Raw genomic sequence first — 25,959 nt, 5'->3', positions numbered from 1 at the left:
GCGCGGAGGGGCGCGGCGCATTATCATGTGGGCCGCGCGCAATCTCAAGCGCGCGTTCACGCCCCGACTATAGCGCGGATCGCGCAGATGTAGAGCGGCTTGGTGATCGCGCCGGCGCGCGGCTAAGCTGCCATCCGCGATGGAGCCGAGCATCTACGCCTACCCCGCGATCTTCCGCCGCGTGCACATGGAACGGCCCGGCGAGATTGCCGCCGAGGTTGGCTTTCTCAAGGCGGTCTGGCGCCGCCATCTGCGCCGCCCCGTGCGCCGGGTGCTCGACGTCGCCTGCGGCGACTCGCCGCACGGTCTGATCCTGGCGCGCGAGGGGGTGGCGGTCGCTGGAATCGATCGCTCGCCGACGATGGTCGCGGCGGGGCGCAGAGCAGCGGCGCGCGAGGGCGTGGCGCTGCGCTTCTATCGCCGTTCGATCGAGCGCTTCACGCTCCCGGAGCGCCCGTTCGACGCCGCCTTCTTCATGTCCGAGACATTTCCGATCATGACCGACAATCGCGCGCTGCTCTCCCATCTGGCCTCGGTTGGCCGGCTGCTCAGGCGCGGCGCGCTCTACTGCGTGGATATCGACCGCCACGACGGCGTGGACGTGATCGCCAGGCGCCGGCTGTGGCGCCGGCGCCGCGTGCGGGTCGATTCAACCCGGGTGGACGTGCGCGAGTATCATCGCCCGATCGCATGGTACTCCGGGATGCATTCGATCTACGAACTCGAGTGCACGATACGGTTTCCCAGGCGCGGGGCGGTCGTCACCCGCGACGTCGTGCCCGTGCGCTACACGCTGCCGTGCCTGCTCGAACTCGCCGCGCTCGCCTCGGGCTATTTCGAGATGGTCGCCGCGTACGCCGACCTGTCGTTTACCCGGCCGATGGAACGATGCTACGGGCGCTGGCTCGGCGTGCTGCGCCGCAAGTAGCGACCGATTTGTCACTTTGAGCAGCAAGTAAAATGCAGCTCCCCTTCCCTTCAAGGAGATGGGGGTGAGTGGCCAGGTCTGGATCAGGCGCTCGACAGGAGGGGCTTTTGGTGGGAGTTTCGGCGCCGCCCCCGCTTGACGCGCCGCCATCCGCGATAGTGTGATGCTCGCGATGGCGACGCGCGAAGCCGACAGGCTGCGGATGTTGACCGCCGACGAAGCCGCCGCGCAGCTCGGGGTCAAGCTCGGCACGCTTTACGCCTACGTCAGCCGCGGATGGCTGCGCAGCTATCGCCGCCGCGTCGGCCGCCAGGCACTCTACCGCCGCGACGAGATCCTTGCCTTGCGCGACCTTGCCACCGCCGAGCGCGGCCGCCGCGGACGCAGCCTGCCCGACGCCAGCTCGTGGGTGACCGTGGCCCAGCCCCCGTCCGCCGACGGCTCGGCCTACGGCGTGATCGTCGCCGAGTCGGCGGTCAGCTCGATCATCGAGGGGCGCATCGCCTACCGCGGCTATCCGATCGAAGAGCTGGTCGGGCGCGCAAGCTTCGAGGAGATCTGCCTGCTGCTATGGAACGGCGAGCGGCCGTCGGCGAGCGCGGTCGCCGCGTTGCGCCAGGTGATCGCGCGCGCCGAGGCGCCCGACAAGGTTGCCGCCGCGCTCCGCGCGGTCGGCGACGAAGCGCCGCCGCTTTTGCGTCTTGCGGTCGCGATGCCCGCGCTTGCCGCACGCGAGCGCCAGCGTCAGGCGCGCCCGACGCTGGAGCAGGGCACGCGGATCATGGGCGTGCTGCCGCTGGCGCTCGCGCGCGGCCGCGCGCCTTATGCCAACGGCGGCGGGATGGCGGCGCGGCTGGCGGGTGTGGGCCTGCGCGCGCCCGGCGCAGAGTGGGAGATCGCAAGTCTCGACCGCATCCTGGTCGCCTGCGCCGAGCACGAGCTCAACGCCTCGACCTTCGCCGCGCGCGTGGTTGCCTCCACCGGCGCGGATTTGTACGCCTCGGTGCTCGCCGCGCTGTGCTCGCTGTCGGGGCCGATTCATGGCGGCGCGTGCGATCGGATCGAGCAGATGTTTGCCCAGCTCGACGCCGGGATGCACCTGGACGAGTGCCTGGCCGGTTTCAGTGTCAAATGGCGCCTGCCGCCGGGATTCGGGCATGCGATTTATCCCGCCGGCGATCCGCGCGCGGTGCTGCTCAAGAAGGAGGCGGCGGAAATTGCGCGCAGGCGCGGACGGCGTCTATTCGAGAGCGCGCTGCGCGTCGAGGAGACGGTGTGGCGGCGCGAGCGACTGCGCCCCAACCTGGATTTTTATCTCACTGTGTGTGCGCGGATGCTGGGTTTTCCCCGCGGGCTGCCGGCGGCGATCTTCGCGATCGGGCGCAGCGCCGGATGGATCGCGCACAGCCTCGAGCAATACGCGGACAACCGCCTCATCCGCCCACGCATGCGCTACCGCGGCGTCCCCATCCGCCACTGGAGCTGACCGCCGCGCGTATCGAGTTTCCCGTTTTCCGTCATCCCGAGCGAAGCAAAGGATCTCGCGTGGCCTCCGAGGCCGCGCGATGTTTTTTTCGGCCTCACCCATGGCTGGGCGAGGGCGCAGAGCGTTGGCAAGCGAGTTCTCGCCGCTGTCGGCTTTGACGGGCGCGGGCGGACGGTCGTATTAAAGAGAAACGGCGGAGGTGCCATCCCAATGAAAGCGATCGCCAAGACCCGGCCGGCGCCGGGCGCCGAACTCATTGATACGCCCGTGCCCCATCCAGGCGAAGGCGAGCTGCTGGTCAAGGTCGCGGCGTGCGGGATTTGCGGCTCCGACCTCCATATCTACGAGTGGGAGCTGGGTGCCGAACGCGCGGTGCAAAGCCTGCCCGCAGTGCTCGGCCATGAGCCGGCGGGCGAGGTGGTCGAGGTCGGTCCGCGCGTCAGCGGCTTCAAGGTCGGCGACCACGTCGCGCTCGATCCCTTCGGCCAGTGCGGACGCTGCGCGCATTGCAGCGCCGGGCGCTACAACTTCTGCGACCATCCGACCCGGCTGTCGGGCGCGTTTGCCGAATACTGCATCGCGCCGGTCGCCAACTCATGGGTGGTGCCGAAATCGATGGACCTCGAGACTGCGGCGATACTTGAGCCGTTCGGCACCGGCGTCCATGCGGTCGAGCTCTCGGGCCTGTGCGCGGGCGACAGCGCGGTTATCGAGGGGCCGGGTCCGATCGGGCTGAGCGCCGCGCTTTCGGCGCGCGCGCTGGGCGTCACGTCGATCGTGATAACCGGCCTCGCCGTCGACGCCGAGCGGCTGGAGCTGGCGCGTCGGATGGGCTTTCGCACGGTGTGCGCGAGCGACCGCGACTGGATCGAGCAAGTGCGCGCGCTGATGCCGGCGGGCGGCGCCGACGCTGTCTTCGATGCCTCGGGCGCGCTCGACTCGGCGCGCCAGCTCCTGCGCAAGGGCGGCAACCTGGTCCAGCTTGGATGGCCGGCGCGCGACGTAAGCGGCACCGAGCTGCGCTCGCTCTTCTTCCACGGCGTGACGATCATCCCGTCGCGCGTGCGCACGCCGGAGACCTGGCGGCGGACGATCGCGATGGTGGCCTCGGGCGCGGTCGATCTTAAGCCGATGGTGACCCATCGCTATGATCTCGACCACGGGCTGGAGGCGTTCGAGCTGCTCAAGGCGCGCCAGGGGGTCAAGGCGCTGATCATGCCGCAGGCTTGAGACCGGCGCGCGGGGTGTGCGCGCGGCTTAAAGTTTTACTTGAGAATTGCGAGGTGATGGGCCATGAAAGACGGATTCCGCATCGTCGACGTCGACTCCCACATGATGGAGCCGGACTGGCTGTGGGAGAAGCATATCGAGGACCGCTACAAGAGCGCGGCGCCGAAGATCGGCGTGGCGCCAGACTCCGGGCGGCGCACCTTCCTAGTCGAAGGCGAGCCGTTCACCCGCGAGAAGGGCAAGTACCCGATGGCGGCGCCGGCGTTTCTGAAGGCCGTCGCCAAGGCGATGGAGCGCTTCAAGCGCGCCTCGAGCACCGGCTTTAGCCCGGCGAGCCGGCTGCAGGACATGGACGAGCAGGGCGTCGACGTGCAAATTCTCTATCCGACCTTCGCCGGTCAGATGCTCGGTAAGCGCTTCAACGACGCCGAGCTGCTCGCGGCCTGCTGCCGCGCCTACAACAACTGGGCCGCCGACTACGCTGCAGCCGACGCCAAGCGGCTGCGTTTTGCCGCGATCTTGCCCATGCAGGACGTGGACAAGGCGGTGGTCGAGGCGCAGCGCGCGGCCAAACTCGGCGCGGTCAGCTTTTATGTGCGGCCTAATCCGGTGGCTGGCTACTCAATCTTCGACGACTACTACGTACCGCTGTGGGCCGAGGTCGAAAAGCTCGGCCTGCCGATCTCGACTCATGACTCGGCCTCGTCCTCGGTGCCGTCGTTCGGCGACCGGATGAACACGCACGTCAGCGGGCACATTCTGTCGCATCCGTTTGAGGCGATGGCCGCGATGGCGGGGCTAATCTGGTACGGCGTGCTGGAGAAGCTGCCCAAGCTCAAGGTCGTGCACGTCGAGGCTGACGCGGGATGGGTGCCGTACTGGTTGCAGCGGATGGAGCAGCACTGGAGCTACAGCGGCAACGCCGAGCACGAGTACCTGACCAAGCGGCCGACCGAATATTTCAAGAGCAACTTCTGGGTCGCCTTTCGCGGCGACGAGCCGACGATGAAGGCGGCGGTCGAGCTGGTCGGCGACGACAACTTCCTGTGGGATACCGACTATCCCCATCCTGACGGCACTTTCCCGTGGGGGATCGAGGCGATGATCAGGCAGCCCATAAGCGCGGCGAGCAAGCGCAAGATCCTGTGGGACAACGCCGCGCGCGCTTTCAACCTCAACTGAGGCAGCACCCCGCCGCGCGCGACTGGGCCGCCCGGCGAGCGAGGTAATCCGGGGATGGACTTCGAGTACACGCCCGAGCAGGAAGCCTTCCGCAAGGAAGTCCGCCAGTGGCTTGCGGCCAATCTGCCGTCCGAGCTGTGCGTGGACGACGCTATGGACGAGCGAATCGCGCCCAATCGCGAGATCTTCGAGAAGCGCCGCGCATGGCAGGCCAAGCTGAACGCGGCCGGCTACGTCGGGCTCTTCTGGCCAAAGGAGTACGGCGGGCGCGCGGCGCCTCTGATGGAACAGATCATCTTCGACGAGGAGTATTTCCGCGCGCGCGCTCCCATTCTGCCCGGCTACTCGGGAGTGGGGCTGCTCGGGCCGACCCTGATGTACTGGGGCACCGATGAGCAGAAGAAATACTATCTGCCACGTATCCTCAGCGGCGAGGACATCTGGTGCCAGGGCTACTCCGAACCCGGCGCGGGCTCCGACCTCGCCGGGCTCCAGACCCGCGCCGCCGACCACGGCGACTACTTCGTCGTCAACGGGCAGAAGGTATGGACCTCAGGCGCGCAATACGCCGACCGCATCTTCATGCTCGTGCGCACCGATCCCGAGGCGCCCAAGCACAAGGGCATCAGCTACCTTCTGGTGGACATGCGCAGCCCCGGTATCGAGGTGCGCCCGCTGGTCCTGATGACCGGCCATCGTCACTTCAACGAGGTCTTTTTCGACAACGTCCAGGTGCCCAAGCAGAACCTGGTCGGCCCGCAGAACGAGGGATGGAAGGTCGCGATCACCACGCTCGGCTTTGAACGCGGGATCGCGGGCGGCGGCGGCCATGCAGCGCAGGTGCGCCGGCTTGCCGAGCTGGCGCGCGCGGTCCGGATCGACGGCCGTCCGGCGTGGGAGCAGGGATGGGTGCGCCAGCGTCTGGCCGAGTTTATGAGCGAGTGCGAGGCGCTCAAGTACACCCGGCTGCGCTCGCTCACCCGCCGGCTCAAGGGATTGCCGCCGGGGCCCGAAGGCTCGGTGCTCAAGCTGGCGGGCTCGGAGCTGGGGGTGGCGATCGCGCGCTTTGCGAGCGAACTGCTCGGCCATCATGCGCTGTTGGCGGAACCGAGCGGCGTGGTGCCCGACGCGCCACGCTGGCTCAACCGGGTCCTCAACTCGCGCCAGTACACGATCGCGGGCGGGACCAGCGAGATTCAGCGCAACATCCTCGGCGAGCGCCAGCTCGGCCTGCCCAAAGGCTGAGCGTCAAGGCGCAAAACCGCCGCTGCCGCGAATAAATCGAGCAGACGTTCACCACTTCGCGTGTCGGCAGTTCATCCTTGCCGGCGCTTCAAGTACCCGCCGGTGGGAGCGTAATCGTTACTGGAGGGCGATGCGGGAAGGCCTTGTCGTAATAGAGCTTAAGCTCGCGCACTGCCTCCTCGTTTCGATGCAGTTTCATGTCCACCGCCGCCAGCGCGAAGTGAATCGCCGCGTCATCCGGAGCAAGAGCAGCGGCGGCCTTCAACTGGCGCGAGGCCGCCTGGAAGTCGCCTGCGCCCATCAGCGCGCCAACCAGTGACAATCGGTTGCGCGCCGATAGCGGAGCGTTCTCGACCGCGCGGGTAAACGCGCTGACGTTATCGTGCCACACCGGCTGCACGCGCCATAATGCGATCGCATTGGCCGCGGCGAGCGCCGCGACCGTTCCGGCCACAGCCCGTTTACGCACAATACCACCGCCCGCGTAGCTGAAGGCGAGGTCCGCGATCAGCAGGCAAAAAGCGAATGAGGCAAGGTAGTCGTAGCGGTCGAAAACCAGACCTGTCCCCAGTTTTATCCCGGCGATGGGTGCGGCGGCTATCGCGATCATCCACCAGAGCGCGCAAAACAGATACAGCTTCGCGCGCGGCGCGTTTCGCATTGACAGATAGCCGGCAATCGCAAGACCGAGCAGGACGGTTAGTGGAGCGAAGAAATTCCCCGGCGACGGCGAGTTGACGAAATCAGCCGCGTGGGCAGGCCCCGCCATCCACGGAATCGCGAGCAGCTTCAGATACCACAGCAGCACCGACGGCAGGGTGAACAAAATCTCCGCCGGCGAGTGATGCACCACGGTCACATTGGGCACGATGTTGGCCTGCACCAGCGTCGCAGTTTTCACTCTGGTCATGAATCCGAACAATTGCTGCTGCCCGAGTACGGCCAGACGCACACCTAGGTAGATTAGCGCAACACCCACGAACCCAGCCGACAAGGCGGCGGCGTTGCCTACACGCGCAGTGGCGGAAGCCCGCGGCGAGTCGTGCGTCGAGGGAGCCAAGCCACGGTCGTTCTCGAACAAAAGCACGTACGCGCCTATCAGCGCTGGGAACATCACTGCGCTTTCGTGACTGAAGGTTGCCAGCGCATAGAGGACGAGCGGCCCCGCCAGGCCTTTCCATCCGCTGCTCGAGCGGCGAATGAAGAGGCAGAACGCACCAAGCTCGAAGGCGGTCGAAAGCGGTTCCGGTACGTCGGTTGCCCACACCACCGGCTCGGCGTGGACCGCCAGCAGCCCGAACAGAAGCGCAGCAATCAGGCCGACGCGCGTGCTGCCGCTCAGGATTTGGGCGACGCGGAAGACGAGCACCACCACGAGCAAGTGAAGCGCGATCTTCGCTAGATGCCATCCGACCGGGCTGGCGCCGAACAGATGGTAGCCGAGACCAAGCCATAGACTCTGCATCGGCTGATAGAAGGTTGTTGTCGCGGCATGGTTGAGATCGGGGTTATTAAACCACCACAAATCCCGGGTCATTGATTTCCACAGAAACGACCACTCGGAGATATAGCGGTTCTTTTCAATCATGATCACGTCGTCAGAAAAGAACCAGTTGGTGAGGCAACGCACGTACACGAGCGCGGTCACGACGAGTACGCCCGCCAGCATCGCGGTCTCGGCACCGCTCAAGCCCCATCGCGCCACGGCTGGAAATCGAAACCCCGCCCGCGCCGCTTCTCTCGTCGGTACTGTATGGGGCCGACTGGCGGTTTCGACGAGAAGAGTATCCATACAAACCTGCCCTGCGACGGCTCGTGGCACTCGCGGGCGCGCGCGGTAGAGAATCGCGCCAGATTAGGGAAGTCAAAGGGGCTGGGCGTGCTTTCCCGCCCAGCCCCGGATCCCGCCGCGGCTATTGCACCGTAATTGTGCCGTCCTGGCTGAAATTTTGAACCTGTTGGATCGTCACGGACCCTGGACCCACGCACCCGGCCGCGCTGCTCGTGGTGCTCGACTGCGAGCAGGCAAGCTGCGTTCCGTTCACAAAGCAGCTGATCACCCATGAAACGTTAACTGTATGGGAGCCGCCTCCCACGCTGGGCGCGACAAAGTTGAAGCTGTGGGCGGAAAGCGTGCTGAGCAGAAGGTCCAGGTTGCAGGGCGAGCTGCTCGTGCACTCGCTTATCTGGTTGAACAGATTCGTACTAATTTGTTGGAAGCGCTCGTCATATGTGACGTAGGGGCTTGCATTAGTCGCCGGCGCGACAGGCTTGCCATCCAGCGTTACCTGGACCTGGATTTCAGCCGTGGCGTTCGAAGACTTCGAGCCGCCGCCGGAACTGCCGCTGATGTTAGTGTTCGTGAAGAGCCGGTTACCAACGAGGGTGTGATCAGGAGCGCGGTCTGGCTCGAATTGGGCGTCTTGATGGTGGCGCTAAGGACGGTGTCCCCTAAAGCTATATGCGTCAAGCGAAATGATATGAACAGCCAGTTAGCGCATAAGAAGCCAGCAAGCGTTCGTTTGATCAAACGGACGCAAAAGAGCCGAAAATGTCTGGCGTGTTTCGTTATCAGGCGAGCTTGCGGCGCAGGACGTCGTTGACCACCTTGGGGTTGGCCTTGCCGCCCATCGCCTTCATCACCGCGCCGACGAAGAAGCCGAACAGCTTGTCGCGCCCGGCGCGATACTCGGCGACCTTGGCCGCCTCGGCCGCGATGATCCGGTCGCACGCCTCGGCGATCGCGCCTTCGTCGGAAACCTGGGTAAGCCCGAGTTCGCCGACGGTCGCCTCGGCGCCCTTGCCCGAGCGGCACATCGCGGCAAATGCGCTCTTCGCCGCACTGAGGCTGAGGCGCGATTGCTCGACCATCTTTAGCAGTGCGGCGGTCTCCGCGGGCGAAGGTACGAGGCGCGCCGCCAGCGCGTCGCCAAGCGGCTTGCCCGATTCGTTGACGACGCGCAGGACCTCGGTCATTACCCAGTTTGCGGCGGCCTTTCGATTACTCAGTCCGGAGGCGGCCGCTTCGAAGTAATTGGCAAGTTCACCGTCCTGCGTCAGCACTGCTGCTTCGTAAGCGTTCAGCCCGTACTCGCGCGCGTAGCGCGCGCGCCGTTCGGCCGGCAGCTCTGGCATCGAGGCGCGGACGCTCTCGATGAGGTCGGACGGCACGACGATCGGCGGCAGGTCGGGCTCGGGGAAATAGCGATAGTCGTTGGCGAACTCCTTCGAGCGCATCGGACGCGTCACCTCGCGCTCGGGATCCCACAGGTGGGTCTCCTGCGAGATGCGCCGGCCAGCCGACAGCTCCTCGATCTGGCGCCGGACCTCGTACGCGATCGCCTTTTCGACGAAGCGGAACGAGTTGAGGTTTTTGATCTCGGTCTTCACGCCAAGCTCGGAGCTGCCGCGCGGGCGTATCGAGACGTTGACGTCGCATCGCAGGCTCCCTTCCTCCATCTTGACATCGGAGGCGTGAAGCGCGAGCAGGATACCGCGCAGTTCGCGCAGGTAGGCGGCGGCCTCCTCGGGCGAGCGGATGTCGGGCTCGCTGACGATTTCCATCAGGGGCACCCCCGAGCGGTTGAAATCGATCAGGCTCGCATTCTCGGCGTGGATATTCTTGCCCGCGTCTTCTTCGAGGTGGATCCGGACGAGGCGGATGCGCCGCGGCGCGTGGCCTTCGAGCGCGGGCAATTCTATATAGCCGTGGCGGCATAACGGCTCGTCGTACTGGCTAATCTGGTAGCCCTTCGGCAGGTCGGGGTAGAAGTAGCTTTTGCGCGCGAAGATTGAGTGCGGCGCGATTTCGCAATGGGCGGCGAGCCCGGTGCGGATCGCGAGCTCGACCGCATAACGGTTGAGTACCGGCAGCACGCCGGGCATCCCTATGCACACCGGGCACACGTTATGGTTGGGCGGCGCGCCGAATGCGGTCGCGCATCCGCAGAAGAGCTTCGAGCGCGTCAGGAGCTGAGCGTGGACCTCGAGCCCGATTACCGCTTCGTATGCGTCATTAGTCATTGGCGTCTGTCACCGCCTTGCGGCCCTGTCGCAACCGTCGGATCGGTTCGGCACTCTCTGGTTTGCCATTCTCGCACGCGGCTGCCGCGCGCAGAATCTCGATCTTTTTGGTCCGCCTGGCACAAAGCCGGGGTTGCTCGCCCGCGCAGGACGCGCGGAAATGATGGAAAGAGCCGAGCGCAGCGTTTTGGTTGTCATCGCTTCGGCTATCTCGGTTACACTCGCGTCGGGCGGCGTTCAAAGCCGCCCGCGCGTTCCCACGCGTCGCCCGCGCGCAGGATCGCCTCTTCGCCGAACGGCGGCCCGATCAGCTGCAACCCGACCGGCATCCCGCGCCCGTCGTAGCCGCACGGCGCCGACATCCCGGGCAGCCCGGCCAGGTTGACCGAGATCGTGAAGATGTCCGAGAGATACATCTGGAGCGGGTCGTCGGTCTTCTCGCCGAGCTTGAACGCGGTGGTCGGCGCGACCGGCGCCGCGATCACGTCGCAGGTCTTGAAAGCCGCCTCGAAGTCGCCGCGGATGAGCGTGCGCACCTTCTGCGCCTTGAGATAGTAGGCATCGTAGTAGCCGGCGGAGAGCGCGAAGGTGCCGAGCATGATGCGTCGCTTGACTTCGGCTCCGAAGCCCTGCGCGCGGGTGCGATTGTACAGCTCGATGCTGTTGGCGGCGGGCGCGCGCAGGCCGTACCGCACGCCGTCGTAGCGCGCCAGATTGGCGCTCGCCTCGGCGGTCGCGATCACATAGTACGCTGCGATCGCGTAGCCGGTATGCGGAAGCGAGATCTCGACGCATCGCGCGCCCATCGCTTCCAGCCGCGCCAGCGCGCCGCGCACCGCGCTCTCGACCTCGGGGTCCATCCCTTCGACGAAGTATTCCCTTGGCACGCCGACGCGTATGGCGCGCACGTCGCCGACCAGCGCGGCTTCGTAGTCCGGCACCGGGCGCGCCGAGCAGGTTGAATCGCGCGGGTCGGCGCCGGCAACCGCGCCCAGCACGAGCGCGGCGTCGCGCACGGTCTTGGCGAACGGCCCGACCTGGTCGAGCGAGGATGCGTAGGCGACCACGCCGTAGCGGCTGACTCTGCTGTAGGTTGGCTTGATTCCGACCACGCCGCAGAACGAAGCCGGCTCGCGGATCGAACCGCCGGTGTCGGTGCCGAGCGCGGCAAGACACTCGTCGGCGGCGACCGCCGCTGCCGAACCCCCTGACGAGCCGCCCGCCACGCGCTCGAGATCGTAGGGATTACGCGTCGGGCCGAAAGCCGAGTTCTCGGTGGACGAGCCCATAGCAAACTCGTCCATGTTGGTTTTGCCGACGAACACGGCGCCTTGTGCGCGGAGCTTTTCGATCGTGGTCGCGTCGAAGGGCGGCACGAAGTTGCTGAGAATCCTCGAGGCGCAGGTCGTGCGCACGCCGCGCGTGCAGTAAATGTCCTTGATCCCCAGCGGGATGCCGCACAGCGCGGGCGCGTCGCCGGCCTTGAGCCGCCGGTCGGCCTCCTCGGCCTGCGCCATCGCCTCGGTCTCGCACACGGTGATGAAGGCGTTAAGGCGTGGCTCGACCGCCGCGATACGGTCAAGGCAGGCGCGGGCAAGCTCGCGCGCCGAGATCTCGCGCCGGCGCAGGCGCTCGCGCGCCTCGGCGATCGTCATTCGGTGAAGTTCGGATGATGCCATCGTAAGGTGACTTCGGCCGCCGGCGCGCACGCATCGGCCGTGCGGGCACGGGCGTTGCGCGGTGGCCCGTTGGCTAATCGATGATCCTCGGCACCTTGAACAAGAAGCCGTCGCGCGCCGGCGCATTGGCCAGCATCGCGTCTGGCGCGGCGCGGTTGGTCACCGCATCCTCGCGCGCCGGCGTGCCCGCCTCGCCGACCTGCGCGGTCGGCGCTACCTCGGCCGTGTCGAGCTGGTTGAGCTTGTCCACGTAACCCAGGATGTCGCTCAGTTCGAGCTGGAGGCGCTGCTCTTCCGCCGCCGTCAGTTCAAGCCGCGCCAGCCGCGCGACATGGCGCACCTGCTCTAGACTGATTTTGCTCTCCGCCATCGCCGGTTAATCCTAACATCCGGTGCTCTCTTTTTCACCGATCCGCAGGCGCGCGGCGATTCCCTCCGCTTGCCCGCTTGCGAGGGCGCGGTCTCCCGCCTAGCTTTGAGAGCGGTGAAGCTGGCAGAGCATCTGCGGGCCCTGGCGGAGCGGATCGGCAGTGGGTGGGATTTCGGATTCGCCTCGCTCGCCGGGCTGGACCGGATGGCGCTGGGGAGGCGCGGCGAGCGTATCGCCGAGCGCCATCTCAGGCGGCGCGGCTATCGCATCCTTGAGCGCAACTTCTGCGCAGCGGGCGCCGAGATCGACCTGGTTGCGCTCGACGGCGATACGCTGGTGTTCGTCGAGGTCAAGACCCGGCGCACGGCAGCGAGCGGCACGCCCGCCGAATCGGTCCATCCGCTCAAGCAGAGCCGTCTGCGGCGCGCCGCCGAAATGTATGCGCTTAGCCGTCATGCGCAGGACCGCGCGATGCGTTTCGACGTGGTCGAGGTCCATGCAGGCCCGGCCCGTCATCTCGAACTTCTAAGGGACGCTTTTTGAATGCTCGACATTCGCCTCATCCGCGAACAACCGGACCGCGTCAAGGCCGATCTGGGCAAGTGCGGCGTCGATCCCGCCGAGATCGATCGGATCCTGGAAACCGACGCGCGCCGCCGGCGGCTCCAGCATCAACTCGACGAGCTGCGCGCGCGGCGCACGCGCGAATCGCGCGAATTAGGCAAAGCGGCGCCCGAGGAGCGCGAGCGGCGGCGGGCCGGGATGCGCGAGCTGGGCGACAGGATCGGCGCCGGCGAGCGCGAATTGGCAGAGATCGAGCGCGAATTCGAGCAACTGATGCTCGGCGTGCGCAACCTGCCGCGCCCTTACGTTCCCATCGGCAAGAGCGAGGCTGACAACAGGATCGTGCGGGGCGAGGGCGAGCCGCGCAAATTTGACTTCAAGCCGCTGCCGCATTGGGAACTCGGGGAACGGCTGGGGATTATCGACTTCGAGCGCGGGGTCAAGCTTTCGGGCACGCGCTTCTACCTGCTGGTCGGGCTCGGCGCTCGGCTGGAGCGTGCGCTGATCGCCTGGATGCTCGACGTCAAGACGCGCGAGCAGGGCTACCTCGAAGTGATTCCGCCGCTGATGGTCAACAGCGCGACCGCCACCGGCACCGGACAGCTGCCCAAGTTCGGAGACACGATGTACCGCGACATCGAGGAGGACTACTGGTTCATCCCGACCGCCGAGGTGCCGCTCACCAATCTCTACCGCGACGAGATTCTCGACGCCGAGCGCCTGCCGATCTATCTGACCGCGTATACGCCGTGCTTTCGGCGCGAGAAGATGTCGGCCGGGCGCGACGTGCGCGGCATCAAGCGCGGCCATCAGTTCGACAAGGTCGAGATGGTCAAGCTGGTCGCGCCCGAGACGTCCGACGCCGAGCTGGACAAGCTGGTCGATAATGCGGTCGAGTTGTGCCGGCGGCTGAAGATTCCGTACCGGGTCGTGCAGTTGTGCACCGCCGATCTCGGCTTTTCCAGCGCCGCGACCTGCGACATCGAAATGTGGGCGCCGGGGCTGGGCGAATGGCTCGAGGTCAGTTCATGCTCGAACTGCACCGATTTTCAGCCGCGCCGCGCCAACCTGCGCTTTCGCCCGGCCAGGGGCGCGCGTCCAGAATACGTGCACGCGCTCAACGGTTCGGGCCTCGGACTGCCGCGCACGCTGATCGCCGTGCTGGAGAACTACCAGCAGGCCGACGGTAGCGTGATGGTGCCGGAGGTGCTGCGCCCGTACATGGACGGAATCGAGGTTATCCGAGCGCGCTAGCGCGGCGACGCGCGTCGGCAAATGTCCTGCGCAGCGGCGCGCGGGTGAGCGCATTTCTCCACCGGGCCCGCGGAATTTAACAATCCGGTAACAATCGGTCGTTACGTTTGGCCATGGAGGACTGTAGCCTTGAGGCGGTCGCGGCGCGGGGCCGCACGGGCATCAACGGCGCAATTCCATCTTGGCCGAATTTCTCGAAGCAGCGCCAGAGAGCGTAGCGATGGCACCGGGGGGTGTCGCGCGCGCTCGTTCCTTCCACGTCCGTTTGCACGGCGACCGCATCTTCAATTTCGTCACGCTGGTGCTCGCGCTGGCGAGCCTGAGCATCCTGCTCGGCCTGGCGATCGCGCTAGTTGTTAATTCCGCGCCGTCGCTGAGGGCTTTCGGCTGGGGCTTCGCCCTCAGTTCGGATTGGGACCCGGTCAACGAGCGCTACGGCGCGCTGCCCTTCATCTACGGAACCGCGATTTCCTCGGCGCTTGCGTTGCTGATTGCGGTGCCACTCAGCCTTGGCGTTGCGCTTTGCCTAAGCGAGCTGGCGCCGGCGTGGCTCAGCCGGCGTCTGGGTTTCATGGTCGAGTTGCTGGCCGCGATTCCTTCGGTGGTTTACGGCCTGTGGGCGATTTTCGTGCTCGGGCCGTGGCTGCGCGACCGCGTCGAGCCTTTGCTCAGCGCGACGCTCGGCTTCCTGCCGCTGTTCCAGGGTCCGCAGGTTTCGGTCAGCATGCTGTGCGCGGGTGTGGTGCTCGCGATCATGGTCATTCCCTACGTCGCGGCGGTTTGCACCGACGTCTTCCGCGCGGTGCCGCAGACGCAGCGCGAGGCCGCGCTGGCGCTGGGCGCCACCCGATGGGAGATGGTGCGGATGGCGGTCCTGCCATACGGACTGTCAGGAATCATCGGCGCGATCATCCTCGGGCTCGGCCGCGCGCTGGGCGAGACGATTGCGGTTGCGATGGTGATCGGCAACTCGCCCGAGATTTCGCTCTCGCTGTTCAAACCCTCGGCCACGCTGGCCAGCGTGATCGCCAACGAGTTTGCCGAGGCGACCTCGGCGATGCACGTCTCGGCGCTGGTCGAATTGGGCCTGGTGCTGCTGGTGCTCGGGCTCATCATCAATATCGTCGCGCGCGCGCTGGTGCTGGGTGCGACTCAGAACCGCTTCGAGGCCGAGCAATGAACGGGCAAGCGGTGACGCGCACGCGGCGCGATCGCTGGCGCAAGGTCAAGAGCGACCTGATGATGGGCGTGACCGTGGTCGCGACCGTCATCACGCTGCTCCCGCTGTTCATCATCCTTGGCTACCTGGTTGCCAAGGGCGCCTCGAGTCTCAACCTTGCCTTCTTCATCCACATGCCCGCGCCGGTGGGCGAGGCCGGCGGCGGGATGGCCAACGCGATCGTCGGCACGCTGGAGCTGATCGGGTTGGCGATGCTGATGGGGGTGCCGGTGGGAATCGGCACCGGCCTCTACCTCGCCTCGCATCGCACGAGCCGCTTCGCCGACGCGCTGCGCTTCGGCGCCGACGTCATGATGGGGGTGCCGTCGATCGTGGTCGGGATCTTCGCCTACGCGGTGATCGTACGGCCGATGGGCGGCTTCTCGGCCCTGGCCGGCGCCTTTGCCCTGGCGGTGATCATGATTCCGCTGGTTACCCGGACTACCGAGGAGATGCTGCTGCTGGTGCCGCACGAGCTGCGCGAGGCGGCGCTTGCGCTGGGTGTCCCGGCCTGGCGTACCACGCTGTCGGTGGTCGCGCGTACGGCGGCGGGCGGAATCGCCACCGGTGTCATCCTGGCGATCGCGCGGATCGCGGGCGAGACCGCGCCGCTACTGTTTACCGCTTTTGGCAACCGTTTCTGGTCAACCTCGCTGACCAATCCGATCGCGACCCTCACCGTGCAGGTCTACACCTACGCCATCTCGCCCTTCCCCGACTGGCAGCGTCAGGCGTGGGCAGGCGCGCTGGTGCTGACGGCGATCGTGCTCGCGCTGGAGCTGGGAGTAAGATGGGTGACGCGGGGGGATGCGCGGATGCCGCGCTGAGCGCCATGGTTGACAAGCTCGTCGTGCGCAATCTCAGCGCCTGGTTCGACCAGACCCGCGCGCTGAACGCGATCAACCTGACGTTTCCGGCCAACGTGGTCACCGCGATCATCGGGCCCTCGGGATGCGGCAAATCCACCCTCGTGCGCTGCCTCAATCGGATGCATGAGGTCGTACCCGGCGCCCGGGCCGAGGGCGAGGTCCTGCTCGACGGTGAGGACATCTACGCCCCCGGGGTCGATCCGGTGCAGGTGCGCCGGCGGATCGGGATGGTTTTCCAGAAGCCGACTCCCTTTCCGACCATGTCGATCGAGGACAATGTCGCCGCAGGCCTCAAGCTCAACGGGATCGCGCTCAAGCGCGCCGAGCGCGACCGTATTGTCGAGCGCAGCCTGCGCCAGGCGGCGCTGTGGGACGAGGTCAAGGACCGGCTGCGGCGGCCGGGCGCCAGTCTCTCGGGCGGCCAGCAGCAGCGGCTGTGCGTGGCGCGGGCGCTGGCGGTCGAACCCGAAGTGCTCCTGATGGACGAGCCGTGCTCGGCGCTCGACCCGATCTCGACCGCCCGTATTGAGGAGCTGCTGCTGGAGCTCAAGGCTAGCTACACAATCGTGCTGGTGACGCATAATATGCAACAGGCGGCCCGCACGGCGGACCTGACCGCGTTCCTCTACGCCGGGGAGCTGATCGAGTTCGGCGACACCCGCCAGGTCTTTACCAACCCGGCCCGCCGCGAGACCGAGGATTACATCACGGGGCGCTTCGGCTAGCGCCGCGGAGGGCGTCAGATGGACAGCTCGCAGCCCCAGCACACCAATCGCCAGTACGAGGTCGAACTGCGCGCGGTGCGCGCCGACCTGCTCAAGATGGGCGGGCTGGTCGAGCACCAGATCGCGCAGGCGATGGAGGCGCTGGTCAACCGCGATACGCCCAAGGCGCGGGCGACGATCGCCCGCGACGCCGAGGTCAACCGGATGGACGTCGAGATCGACGAGCGCTGCGTGCAGCTGCTCGCGCTCCATCAGCCGGCCGCCAGCGATCTGCGCTTCATCACCACCGGGCTCAAGATTACCACCGACCTCGAACGGATCGGCGACAATGCCGTCAACATTTGCGAGCGCGTGCTCGAGCTCAACGAGGAGCCCCAGCTCAAGCCCTACCTCGACCTGCCGCGGATGGCCGAGCTAGCGCAGTCGATGGTCAAGGACAGCCTCGACGCCTTCGTGCGCGATGACACCGTGCTGGCCGAGGAAGTGATCGCGCGCGACGACGAAGTCGATCAGCTCAACTACCAGATCTACCGTGAGCTGCTTTCCTACATGGCCGAGGATGCGAAGACGATTCCGCGCGCGACCCGCCTGCTGTTCATCTCCAAGTATTTGGAACGCATCGCCGACCACGCGACCAATATCGCCGAGATGGTCGTCTTCATGGTCAAGGGGCGAACCATCCGCCACATGGACAAGAAAAAGCAGTGACCGAGCCAGCGTCACAGCCGCGCCCCGCCGCCTCCGCTCCCCGCCACCGCGTCCTGGTGGTCGAGGACGAGCGCGACATCCGCGAGCTCGTGCGCTTCACCCTGGAACAGGAGGGCTTCGTCGTCGACGAGGCCGCCGACGCTGACGCTGCGCTGGAGCGGATCGCACGCCGCGCGCCCGACCTGCTGGTGCTCGACGTGATGCTGCCCGGGATGTCGGGGCTGGAGCTGTGCCAGCGCCTGCGCACTGGGCCGGCGACCGCGGCGATGCCGATCCTGATGCTGACGGCGAAGGGCGCCGAGGTGGATCGCGTGCTGGGGTTGGAGATGGGGGCCGACGACTACGTGGTTAAGCCCTTCAGCCCGCGCGAGGTCGTCGCGCGCATCCGCGCGTTGCTGCGCCGGGCGCGGCTGGTGGCCGAGGCCGGCGACGCCGGCGGCTACGAGCGCGGGCGGCTGCGGCTGGACTTCGGCACCTACGAGACGTTCGTTGACGGCCGGCGGATCGAGATGACGTTGCGCGAGTTCGAGCTCTTACGCTTCTTCGTCCTCCATCCGCTGCGCGTCTATACCCGCGAACAGCTGCTCGACCAGGTCTGGGGACGTGACACCTTCGTCGAGCCGCGCACCGTTGACGTCCATGTACGCCGTCTGCGCCGGCATATCGAGCGCGACGATGCGAATCCCGAACTGATTCTTACCGTGCGCAGCGTCGGTTACCGCTTCAATCCCCAGCCGCTTGGGTAAGTCGATAAAGCTTCGCCTCGCCATCGTCATTTTGCTCGCGCTCGCGCCGCCCGCGATTGCGCTCGTGGCGCTCGCCGCAATCGGTGCAGTGGCCTGGCCGTGGGCGCTCGCCGCGCTGATGGCGGGCGCGCTGGCAAGCGCCGCCGGCGCCGCCGTCACCGTGGCGGCATGGACGCGCAGCGCCGAGCGGATCGAAGACGCCGGCGAGGCCCTGGCTGAGCGCCGGCGCCCCGCCCATCTCCATCACGAGGGCGCCGACCCGATGGGCCGCGCCGAGCATCGCCTGCTCGAGGCGATCGATGCGGCGGTGAGCGAGCTCGAGGCGCTCGCCGAGCAGCGCGACGAGTTCGAGGCGATCCTGCGCAGCATGACCGAAGCGGTCGTGGTCACCGGGCGGCGCGGCGAAGTCATCCTGCTTAACGGCGCGGCGCGCCGGATGTTCGCGCTGGACGCCGAGAGCAACTACCGCGGACGCGCCTTCGTCGAGCTGTGCCGCGACCCGCGCCTGCAGGAGTTCGTGGCGCGTTCGATGGGCGCGGCCGACCGCGGCGTGGTGAGCGCCGAGTTCCAAATCCAGACCCCCGCGCCGCACTATCTCGCGGCCAACGCCGCGCCGGTGCGCGCCGCGGACGCCGCGGCCGCCTGGGTGTTGGTCTTCCACGACATCACCCAGCTCAAGGCCTACGAAACCGTGCGTGCGGATTTCATCGCCAACCTGACCCACGAGATCCGCACTCCGCTGAGCGCGCTCTGCGGCTATGCGGAGACTTTGATGAGCGGTGTCGAGGACGCCGACACCCGCCGCCGCTTCCTCGGCATCATCGAACGCCAGTCACGCCGCCTGGCCCGGCTGGTCGACGACCTCATCACGCTTTCCGACCTCGAGCGCGGATTTTCCCCGCTCAAAACCGAACCGCTCGAAGCACGCCGGGTGATCGAGGAGGCTGTCGAGCTGATGCGCGAGCCGGCCGCGCGCCAGGGCGTGGAGCTGGAAGGGCGATGCGCGCCAGAGGTGGCGCCCATCGCGGGCGACCGCGACCGCCTGCATCAGGTGATGATCAACCTGCTCGACAATGCGATCAAATACACTCCGCGCGGCGGCCGGGTGGTCGCCGAGGCACGCGCCGCAAAGGCCAACGGCGCGCCCGGCGCGCCCTCGCGCGAGGGCGTGGAGCTGGTGGTCAGCGACACCGGTGAGGGGATTCCCGCCGCCGACATCCCACGCCTGACCGAGCGCTTCTATCGCGTCGACCGCGCCCGCTCGCGCGAGCTGGGCGGTACCGGTCTTGGGCTCGCTATCGTCAAGCACATCGTGCAGCTCCATCACGGCCATCTGCGCATCGAGAGCCGCCTGCGCGAAGGCACCACGGTCACCGTATGGCTGCCGGCAGCGGTCGAGGCGCCGCCGGCCTGACCGCATTTATCCGGATGCACGGTTTCGGCCTTCTGCGGCGACTTTCGCGGGCTCCGCAGCGCCGCTAAGCTATAAGAAAGCTGCCACCCCTCTACGGGCAGCAGATGGAAAGCGGGTATTGCTTGAAGGCGATCGTCGTCGGCGGGGGTATCATCGGATGCTCGGTGGCGTGGCGGCTTGCCGCCGAGGGGGTTGCCACGACGGTGCTCGAACGGGGCCGGATTGGCCAGGAAGCCTCGTGGGCTGCCGCCGGGATGATCGCGCCGCAGGCCGAAGCCGACGGGCCCGGTCCCTTCTTTGACCTCTGCCTCAAGGCGCGGGACCGGTTCGAGGCGATCGTTGATCGCCTGGCGCACGAGAGCGGGATCGATCCCGAGTACGACCGCGCCGGCATCCTTTACGTCGCGCTTGACGCCGCCGAGCGGAGCGAGCTCGAGCGGCGCGCCCGATGGCAGCGCGCGGTGGGCGCGCCGGTCGAGGAACTGAGCGGGTCCGAGGCGCGCCGGCTCGAGCCTGCGCTTTCGCCGCAGGCGCTCTATGCGCTCCATTTGCCGAGCAACCGGCGCACCGATAATCGCAAGCTCACCCGGGCTTACGCGGCGGCCGCGCGCAAGGCCGGCGCCGAGCTCGTCGAGGGCGTGCGCGTGGACGGCATCGCCACGCGCGGCGGGCGCGCCGGCGGCGTGGTGAGCGATGACGGCGCGGTGCGCGAGGCAGATGTCGTGGTGGTCGCCGCCGGCGCGTGGGCCGGCGAGTTGCGCGGTCTGGAAGCCGACCGCGTCCGTCTTCATCCGGTGCGCGGCCAGATCGTGTGCTTCGAGGCTGAGCCCGGGGCGCTCGGCCCCGCGCTGTTCTCGCTGCGCGGCTATCTGGTGCCGCGCCGCGATGGCCGTCTGCTCGCCGGTTCCACGATGGAGGAGGCGGGCTTTAACAAGACCGTCACGCTGGCGGGGCTCGAAAAGATCGTGCGCGGCGCCGCCGCGATGGTGCCAGGGCTCGGCGGGACAGCGTTTCGCGAAGCCTGGGCCGGACTGCGGCCGGCGACGCGCGATTTGTGGCCCGTGCTGGGCCCTTCGCCGAGCGTGCCCAACGTCCTGTGGGCCGCCGGCCATTTCCGCAGCGGAATTCTGCTCTCCGCGCTCACCGGCGAGATCATCGCCGATCTCGTTGCGGGGCGCCGCCCCGCGATCGATCTCGCGCCATTTTCTCCCGCGCGCCTGAGGGAACAATCGCTATGAATCAGCCCCGCATCCTCGGACTGATGCATGATCTGTTTTTCCGCTCCAAGGTTGACGCGGTGGCCCACGCCGCCGGCATCGAGGTCGCCTATGCGGGCTCGCTCGACGAGGCGCGCGAACGATGCGCCGACGGGATGCCCGCGATCATTTTCGTTGACCTCGCCGACCCGCGCTTCCCCGCCGTGCAGACGGCCGACGCGATGCGCGAGGCGGCGCCGGGGATCAGGCTGATCGGCTTTGCCTCGCACGTCGATCTCAAGGCGCTGGGCGCGGCCAAGGACGCTGGCTTCGAAATGGCGCTGTCGCGCAGCGAATTCACCCAGCGGCTGCCTGATTTGCTCAAGTCCTGAACCCACCGCGGCCGCCGCGAGAGCGGGCCGACGCGCCGCCTTGGCGGAAGTGATATAAGAGCGGCGATGGACGCCGTGCTCGACGCCTTCCATCCAGCGGTGCGCGCCTGGTTCGCCGAGCGCTTCGGCGAGCCCTCGCCGGCGCAATGCGCGGGTTGGCCCGTTATCGCCGAGTGCGACCGGCCCCCCGGTCACGACGTCCTGCTCTGCGCGCCGACCGGAAGCGGCAAGACGCTGGCCGCCTTCATGTGGGCGATCGACCGCCTCTTCCGCGACGCCGAGCGCGGAGAACTCTGCGATCGCGTCTCGGTGCTTTACGTCTCGCCGCTCAAGGCTCTCGCCAACGACATCCGGGTCAACCTTGAGGAACCGCTGGCGGGAATCCGCCACGCTGCCGAGCGGCTTGCGGCAGGCGAGGGCAGCGCTCGCGCGATAGGCGAGGTCCGCGCGGGCTTGCGCACGGGCGACACGCCCGCGAATGAACGGTCGGCGATGCTGCGCCGGCCCCCGCATATTTTGGTCACAACTCCCGAGACGCTGTTCATCCTGCTGACCTCGCCGCGCTTTCGTCGAAGCCTGGGCGCCGTGCGCTATGTGATCGTCGATGAGCTGCACGCGCTCGCGCCCAACAAACGCGGCGCGCATCTGATGGTGACGCTGGAGCGGCTGGAGCGGATGGTGCGAATGGGCGGAGGGCCGCGTCCGGTGCGCATCGGGCTGTCGGCGACACTCAATCCGATCGAACGGCTGGCCGAATTTCTCGCCGGCGCCGAAGTCGCCGCCGACGGTGAGCGCCGGCCGCGGCCGGTCAAAGTCGTGCGTGCCGACGATCGCGCTCGCCGGATGGACCTTGCGGTGATCGCCCCCGGCCCCGGGCTTGGCCCGCTTGCGACCCATCAGCACTGGGAAGCGATGTACGACGCGGTCGCTGAGCTGGTCCGCGCGCATCGCACCACGCTCGTGTTTACGCTCAGCCGGCGATGGGCTGAGCGGATCGCGCTTAACTTGCAAAAGCGCCTCGGCGAGGATGCCGTGATGGCGCATCACGGAAGCCTCGCGCGCGCCGAGCGGCTGGCCGCCGAGCAGCGGCTCAAGCGCGGCGAGCTGCGCGCGATCGTGGCGACCTCCTCGCTGGAGCTTGGAATCGACGTCGGCGCGGTCGAGCTGGTCTGCCAGATTGATTCGCCCAAGACCATCTCGGCCGCGATCCAACGCATCGGCCGTTCGGGCCATCGTCTCGATGCGACGCCCAAGGGCCGCTTCTTCGCGCTCACGCTCGACGATCTGATCGAATGCGCCGCGGCCGTGCGCGCGATTCGCGCAGGCCGCCTGGACGAAGTCGAGATTCCCGTAGGATGCCTCGACGTGGCGGCGCAGCAGATCGTCGCGATCGCCGCCGAGGAAGACGAAATCGGCGAAGCGGAGCTGCTGCGGCTGCTGCGCGGCGCATACAATTTCGCGGCGCTCGACCGCGCCGCGCTCGGGCGCCTGCTCGAGCAGATGGGTGCCGAGATGCCCTCGCGCGTGCAGGGCGCCGCGCCAAAAATCTTTTATGATCGCACGGGCGCGCGGGTACGTCCGCGGCGCGGCGCGCGCCTGGCCGCGATCACCTCGGGCGGCACGATTCCCGAAAGCGGCAATTACGACGTGGTGATTGCTTCCGAGGGCCGCAAGATCGGCGACGTCGAGGAAGACTTCGCGCAAGAGTCCTCGCGGGGCGACATCTTCGCCCTTGGCTCGATGCCGTGGCGCATCCTCGGCATTTCGCGCAACCGCCTGATGGTCGAGCCGGCGCCCGGGATGGCACCGTCGCTGCCGTTCTGGCAGACCGAGGCGGCCGGCCGCTCGCCCGCGTTGTCGGCGGAAGTCTGCGAGCTGAAAAGCGCGCTCGCCGCGCGCCTCGCGGACGGCGGCGGCGAGCCCGCCGCGGCGTGGCTGGCCGAGGAATGCGCGATGGAGGCCGGCGCCGCGGGCCAGGTCGTCGAATACGTGCGCCGCGGAGCGGCCGCGCTCGGCGCGATTCCCGGCCCGCGCACGCTGGTCGTCGAGCGCTTCTTCGACGGCCTCGGCGGCACGCAGGTGGTGATTCATTCGCCGCTCGGGATGCGCCTCAATCGCGGCTTCGGCCTCGCGCTGCGCAAGCGGCTGTGCCAGTCGTTCGACTTCGAAATCCAGGCCTCGGCGATCGACGACGCGGTGCTGCTGGCGCTCAACGCGCGCCACAGCTTTCCGCTGGAGTCGGTGCTCGCGATGCTCTCCGCGCGCGGCGTGCGCCGCGTGCTCGAACAGGCGCTGCTGGCGGCGCCGATGTTCGAGGTGCGCCTGCGCCACGTGGCGACGCGCGCGCTGGCGGTGATGCGCACGATGCGCGGGCGCAAGGTCCCGGCGTGGATCCAGCGGCTGCGCGCGCAGGAAGTGGCCGCCGCGATCTTTCCCCAACGCGAGGCCTGCTTCGAAAATCGCCCGCCCGAGATCGAGCTGCCCGACCATTTCATCCCCGACGAGGCGATGCGCGAGTGCCTGACCGAATCGACCGATGCTGCCCGCCTTAAGCAACTGCTCGGCGCGATCGAGCGCGGCGACGTGCGGGTGGTGACGGTTGATGCGGTCGCGCCGTCGGTCTTCGCCCATCGCGTGCTGCTCGCCTGGGATTACTCCTTCCTCGACGACGGCGAGCGCGCCAACCGGCGCAGCCGCACGGTCACGCTCAACCGCGCGATGGCCGAAGACGTCCTGCGGACCGAGGACCTCTCAACGATGCTTGCGGCCGATGCGGTGGAAAGCGTCACGGCCGAGGTGAGCGGATGCGCAATTGCGCGCCGGGCGCGCGACCGCGACGAGCTCTATCAGCTGATTCGCGCGCATGGCGCGCTCCGCCCCTCTCAGCTTGCCGAGCGCACCGCGGGCGATTGGCAGGCGATGCTCGCGGAACTGGAGCGCGAGGGCAGGGTGGTGCGCACGCGCGTCGCGGCCGGGGCTTTGGAGGCCGTGGTCGCATCGGAAGACGCGACGCTGTTCGCCGCCGCTTATAAGGGAGCCCTGTTCGAACCGCCGTCGGCGGCGCGCAACGCCGAGGGCGCGGTCGAGCCCGAGGATGCCGCGCGTGAGATTGTCCGCCGTGCGCTTGCGACCTCGGGCCCGGTCGAGGTCGCCGACCTCTGCGAGCGTCTGAGCATGACGGTGTCTGCGCTGGAACGCGCTCTGCTGGCGCTCGAAGCTCGCGGACTCGTCTTTCGGGGCCATTTCACGCCGCGTCGCACACCGCCTGGCGCGCCGGCGGCGGAGCGCCGCGCCGCGGCCGGCGTCGAGCAGTGGTGCGACCGCTACAACCTGGAGAAGATCCATCGCTTGACCCTCAACCGCCTGCGTTCGGAAATCGAGCCATGCGCGGACCACGAGTATGCAGCCTTCCGGCTGCGATGGCAGCACGTCGGCGGTGCCGGTATCGCCGCCGACCAGAGCGGCGTCGCGGCAGTCCTCGATCAGCTCTCGGGCGTCGCGCTCAGCGCCGAGTTGTGGGAGAGCGCAATTCTGCCGGCGCGCGTCACCGGCTATCGCCCGGAGTGGCTCGACCTGCTCTGCCTCGGCGGCGAAGTGGTGTGGGCGGCGGTGCCGGGCGCCAACGCGCTCGAGGAGGCCCCCGCGCGAATCACTTTTCTGCGCCGCAAACGAAGCGCGATGGTCCGCGGCGAGGCGCAGGCGCGCGAACTTGCCGGGCAACTCGCCGATCCTGACGAGCGTGCGGTCTTTTTTGCGCTCGCGGCCGGCGGTGCGCAATACCTCGACGAGCTGGCCGACCGCGCCGGGTTGCCCGAACGCGTCGCGCTCGCGGCGCTGTGGCGGCTCGCGGCCGGAGGACGCGTCTCGAACGACAGCTTTGCGCCGTTGCGCCTGTTATGGGCGGCGCCGGCGGCGATGCGCACGATCGCGCCGGCTGCCGCGTATCGCCGCAGCGCTCGCCACGACGCCGCCTTGCGCGCGCGTTTGCACTCGAGCGTGACGGGCCGATGGTCCGCGCTCGGCGACGCGACCCCGGCCGATATTGCAGGTGCGGACGCGGCTGGCGACGGCAGGGGTGAGCTGGCGGCGTCGCGGGCCGGCGAGGCGCGGGACCTCGCGCGCGAGCGTGCGCTCAGGCTGCTCGAACGCCACGGGATAGTGTCGCGCGAGATGCTGGCGCTGGAGAGCATACCGCTTGCGTGGCAGGAAATTTCTTTCGCGTTGCGCAGGCTGGAGTACGCGGGCACTATCCGCCGCGGGTATTTCGTCCGTTCGCTCTCCGGCGAGCAGTACGCGCTGCCGGCGGCGCTCGAGACGCTTGCCGCGGTGCGCAACCTCAACCCGGCGCGCGAGCGGCCGGTGGCCCTCAGCGCCGCCGACCCCGCCAATCCTTACGGAGCATTGCTGCCTGGATGCGGCGTGGCGCGCGACGCCGCCAACTTTATTGTCCTGCGCGCGGGCCGTGTAGTTCTGGGCCTCGCCGGGCGTGCTCTTGTCGTCGCCGACGCGCTCGACGACGAGGCGTTTGCGGCGGCGCTCGGCGCGCTTATCGAGCTGCGGCGCAAGCTTACGGTCGAGACCGTCGACGGTGTCGAGGCGCTCGCTTCGGCACGGGTCGGCGCGATGGCCGCGATGGGATTCCATTCCGACGGCCGCGCCCTGGTCTATGACGGGCTTCCCGGCCCGGCTCCCGCCCGAGCCGCCACGCGCGGCTGAATTTCGGTCGATA

Annotated in this window: 20 protein-coding genes; 16 read left to right on the top strand and 4 right to left on the bottom strand. The window is 67.8% G+C overall.

The features are described from left to right. Positions 1-139 precede the first annotated feature (139 nt). The 5 genes from VFB33_00605 (at position 140) to VFB33_00585 (ending at position 6,071) form a co-directional block, all read left to right on the top strand. Positions 140-928 (top strand): class I SAM-dependent methyltransferase, encoded by a 789-nt coding sequence (locus VFB33_00605; GenBank protein HZO80167.1) that lies wholly within the window; start codon positions 140-142, stop codon positions 926-928. Between the two features lie 172 nt (positions 929-1,100). After that, complete coding sequence (locus VFB33_00600; protein HZO80166.1) at positions 1,101-2,414, top strand: citrate/2-methylcitrate synthase; 1,314 nt, start codon at positions 1,101-1,103, stop codon at positions 2,412-2,414. A gap of 210 nt (positions 2,415-2,624) precedes the next feature. Next, a complete protein-coding gene (locus tag VFB33_00595) occupies positions 2,625-3,644 on the top strand; it encodes an alcohol dehydrogenase catalytic domain-containing protein (GenBank protein HZO80165.1) in 1,020 nt (339 codons plus the stop codon). 63 nt (positions 3,645-3,707) lie between these two features. After that, the gene (locus VFB33_00590) at positions 3,708-4,826 is read left to right on the top strand and encodes an amidohydrolase family protein (GenBank protein ID HZO80164.1); all 1,119 of its coding nucleotides are present in this window, start codon (positions 3,708-3,710) and stop codon (positions 4,824-4,826) included. A gap of 54 nt (positions 4,827-4,880) precedes the next feature. After that, entirely contained in the window at positions 4,881-6,071 is a 1,191-nt protein-coding gene (locus tag VFB33_00585) for an acyl-CoA dehydrogenase (protein HZO80163.1), read from the top strand. Positions 6,072-6,159: 88 nt separating this feature from the next. Here VFB33_00585 and VFB33_00580 read toward each other — a convergent pair whose 3' ends face one another. From VFB33_00580 to gatC, 4 genes are all read right to left on the bottom strand, one after another. Continuing rightward, positions 6,160-7,740, bottom strand: coding sequence for a glycosyltransferase family 39 protein (locus VFB33_00580; protein HZO80162.1), 1,581 nt, complete (start codon positions 7,738-7,740; stop codon positions 6,160-6,162). A 902-nt stretch (positions 7,741-8,642) separates the two neighbouring features. Next, positions 8,643-10,094: an Asp-tRNA(Asn)/Glu-tRNA(Gln) amidotransferase subunit GatB gene (gene gatB, locus VFB33_00575; protein HZO80161.1), complete on the bottom strand. Its 1,452-nt coding sequence runs from the start codon at positions 10,092-10,094 to the stop codon at positions 8,643-8,645. Positions 10,095-10,309: 215 nt separating this feature from the next. Further along, positions 10,310-11,773 carry an Asp-tRNA(Asn)/Glu-tRNA(Gln) amidotransferase subunit GatA gene (gene gatA / locus VFB33_00570; protein ID HZO80160.1) on the bottom strand — a complete coding sequence of 488 codons (1,464 nt, stop codon included), beginning with the start codon at positions 11,771-11,773 and terminating at the stop codon, positions 10,310-10,312. Between the two features lie 73 nt (positions 11,774-11,846). Continuing rightward, complete coding sequence (gene gatC / locus VFB33_00565) at positions 11,847-12,143, bottom strand: Asp-tRNA(Asn)/Glu-tRNA(Gln) amidotransferase subunit GatC (protein HZO80159.1); 297 nt, start codon at positions 12,141-12,143, stop codon at positions 11,847-11,849. Between the two features lie 114 nt (positions 12,144-12,257). Here gatC and VFB33_00560 point away from each other — a divergent pair, with 114 nt between their 5' ends. The 11 genes from VFB33_00560 (at position 12,258) to VFB33_00510 (ending at position 25,946) form a co-directional block, all read left to right on the top strand. Continuing rightward, positions 12,258-12,686, top strand: a complete 429-nt coding sequence (locus VFB33_00560; protein ID HZO80158.1) for a YraN family protein — start codon at positions 12,258-12,260, stop codon at positions 12,684-12,686. After that, a complete protein-coding gene (gene serS, locus VFB33_00555; protein ID HZO80157.1) occupies positions 12,687-13,961 on the top strand; it encodes a serine--tRNA ligase in 1,275 nt (424 codons plus the stop codon). Positions 13,962-14,181: 220 nt separating this feature from the next. After that, on the top strand, positions 14,182-15,141 hold the full coding sequence (gene pstC, locus VFB33_00550) for a phosphate ABC transporter permease subunit PstC (GenBank protein ID HZO80156.1): 960 nt from the start codon (positions 14,182-14,184) through the stop codon (positions 15,139-15,141). Continuing rightward, positions 15,138-16,007, top strand: a complete 870-nt coding sequence (gene pstA / locus VFB33_00545; GenBank protein HZO80155.1) for a phosphate ABC transporter permease PstA — start codon at positions 15,138-15,140, stop codon at positions 16,005-16,007. The genes pstC and pstA overlap by 4 nt, the downstream gene beginning before the upstream one ends. After that, entirely contained in the window at positions 15,971-16,774 is an 804-nt protein-coding gene (pstB, locus tag VFB33_00540; GenBank protein HZO80154.1) for a phosphate ABC transporter ATP-binding protein PstB, read from the top strand. The genes pstA and pstB overlap by 37 nt, the downstream gene beginning before the upstream one ends. Before the next feature lie 18 nt (positions 16,775-16,792). Continuing rightward, positions 16,793-17,482, top strand: coding sequence for a phosphate signaling complex protein PhoU (phoU, locus tag VFB33_00535; protein ID HZO80153.1), 690 nt, complete (start codon positions 16,793-16,795; stop codon positions 17,480-17,482). Next, a complete protein-coding gene (locus tag VFB33_00530; GenBank protein ID HZO80152.1) occupies positions 17,479-18,228 on the top strand; it encodes a response regulator transcription factor in 750 nt (249 codons plus the stop codon). The genes phoU and VFB33_00530 overlap by 4 nt, the downstream gene beginning before the upstream one ends. Continuing rightward, positions 18,221-19,642: an ATP-binding protein gene (locus VFB33_00525; GenBank protein ID HZO80151.1), complete on the top strand. Its 1,422-nt coding sequence runs from the start codon at positions 18,221-18,223 to the stop codon at positions 19,640-19,642. The genes VFB33_00530 and VFB33_00525 overlap by 8 nt, the downstream gene beginning before the upstream one ends. Positions 19,643-19,746: 104 nt before the next feature. After that, the gene (gene thiO / locus VFB33_00520) at positions 19,747-20,880 is read left to right on the top strand and encodes a glycine oxidase ThiO (GenBank protein ID HZO80150.1); all 1,134 of its coding nucleotides are present in this window, start codon (positions 19,747-19,749) and stop codon (positions 20,878-20,880) included. After that, on the top strand, positions 20,877-21,230 hold the full coding sequence (locus VFB33_00515) for a hypothetical protein (GenBank protein HZO80149.1): 354 nt from the start codon (positions 20,877-20,879) through the stop codon (positions 21,228-21,230). The genes thiO and VFB33_00515 overlap by 4 nt, the downstream gene beginning before the upstream one ends. Positions 21,231-21,296: 66 nt before the next feature. Next, positions 21,297-25,946 carry a DEAD/DEAH box helicase gene (locus VFB33_00510; GenBank protein ID HZO80148.1) on the top strand — a complete coding sequence of 1,550 codons (4,650 nt, stop codon included), beginning with the start codon at positions 21,297-21,299 and terminating at the stop codon, positions 25,944-25,946. Positions 25,947-25,959: the final 13 nt, after the last annotated feature.

It is taken from the genome of Candidatus Binataceae bacterium (assembly GCA_035650475.1).
GTDB lineage: Bacteria > Desulfobacterota > Binatia > Binatales > Binataceae > JAKAVN01.
The sequence above is the reverse complement of the archived record's forward strand: the minus strand, read 5'-3'. Positions and strand labels throughout refer to the sequence as shown.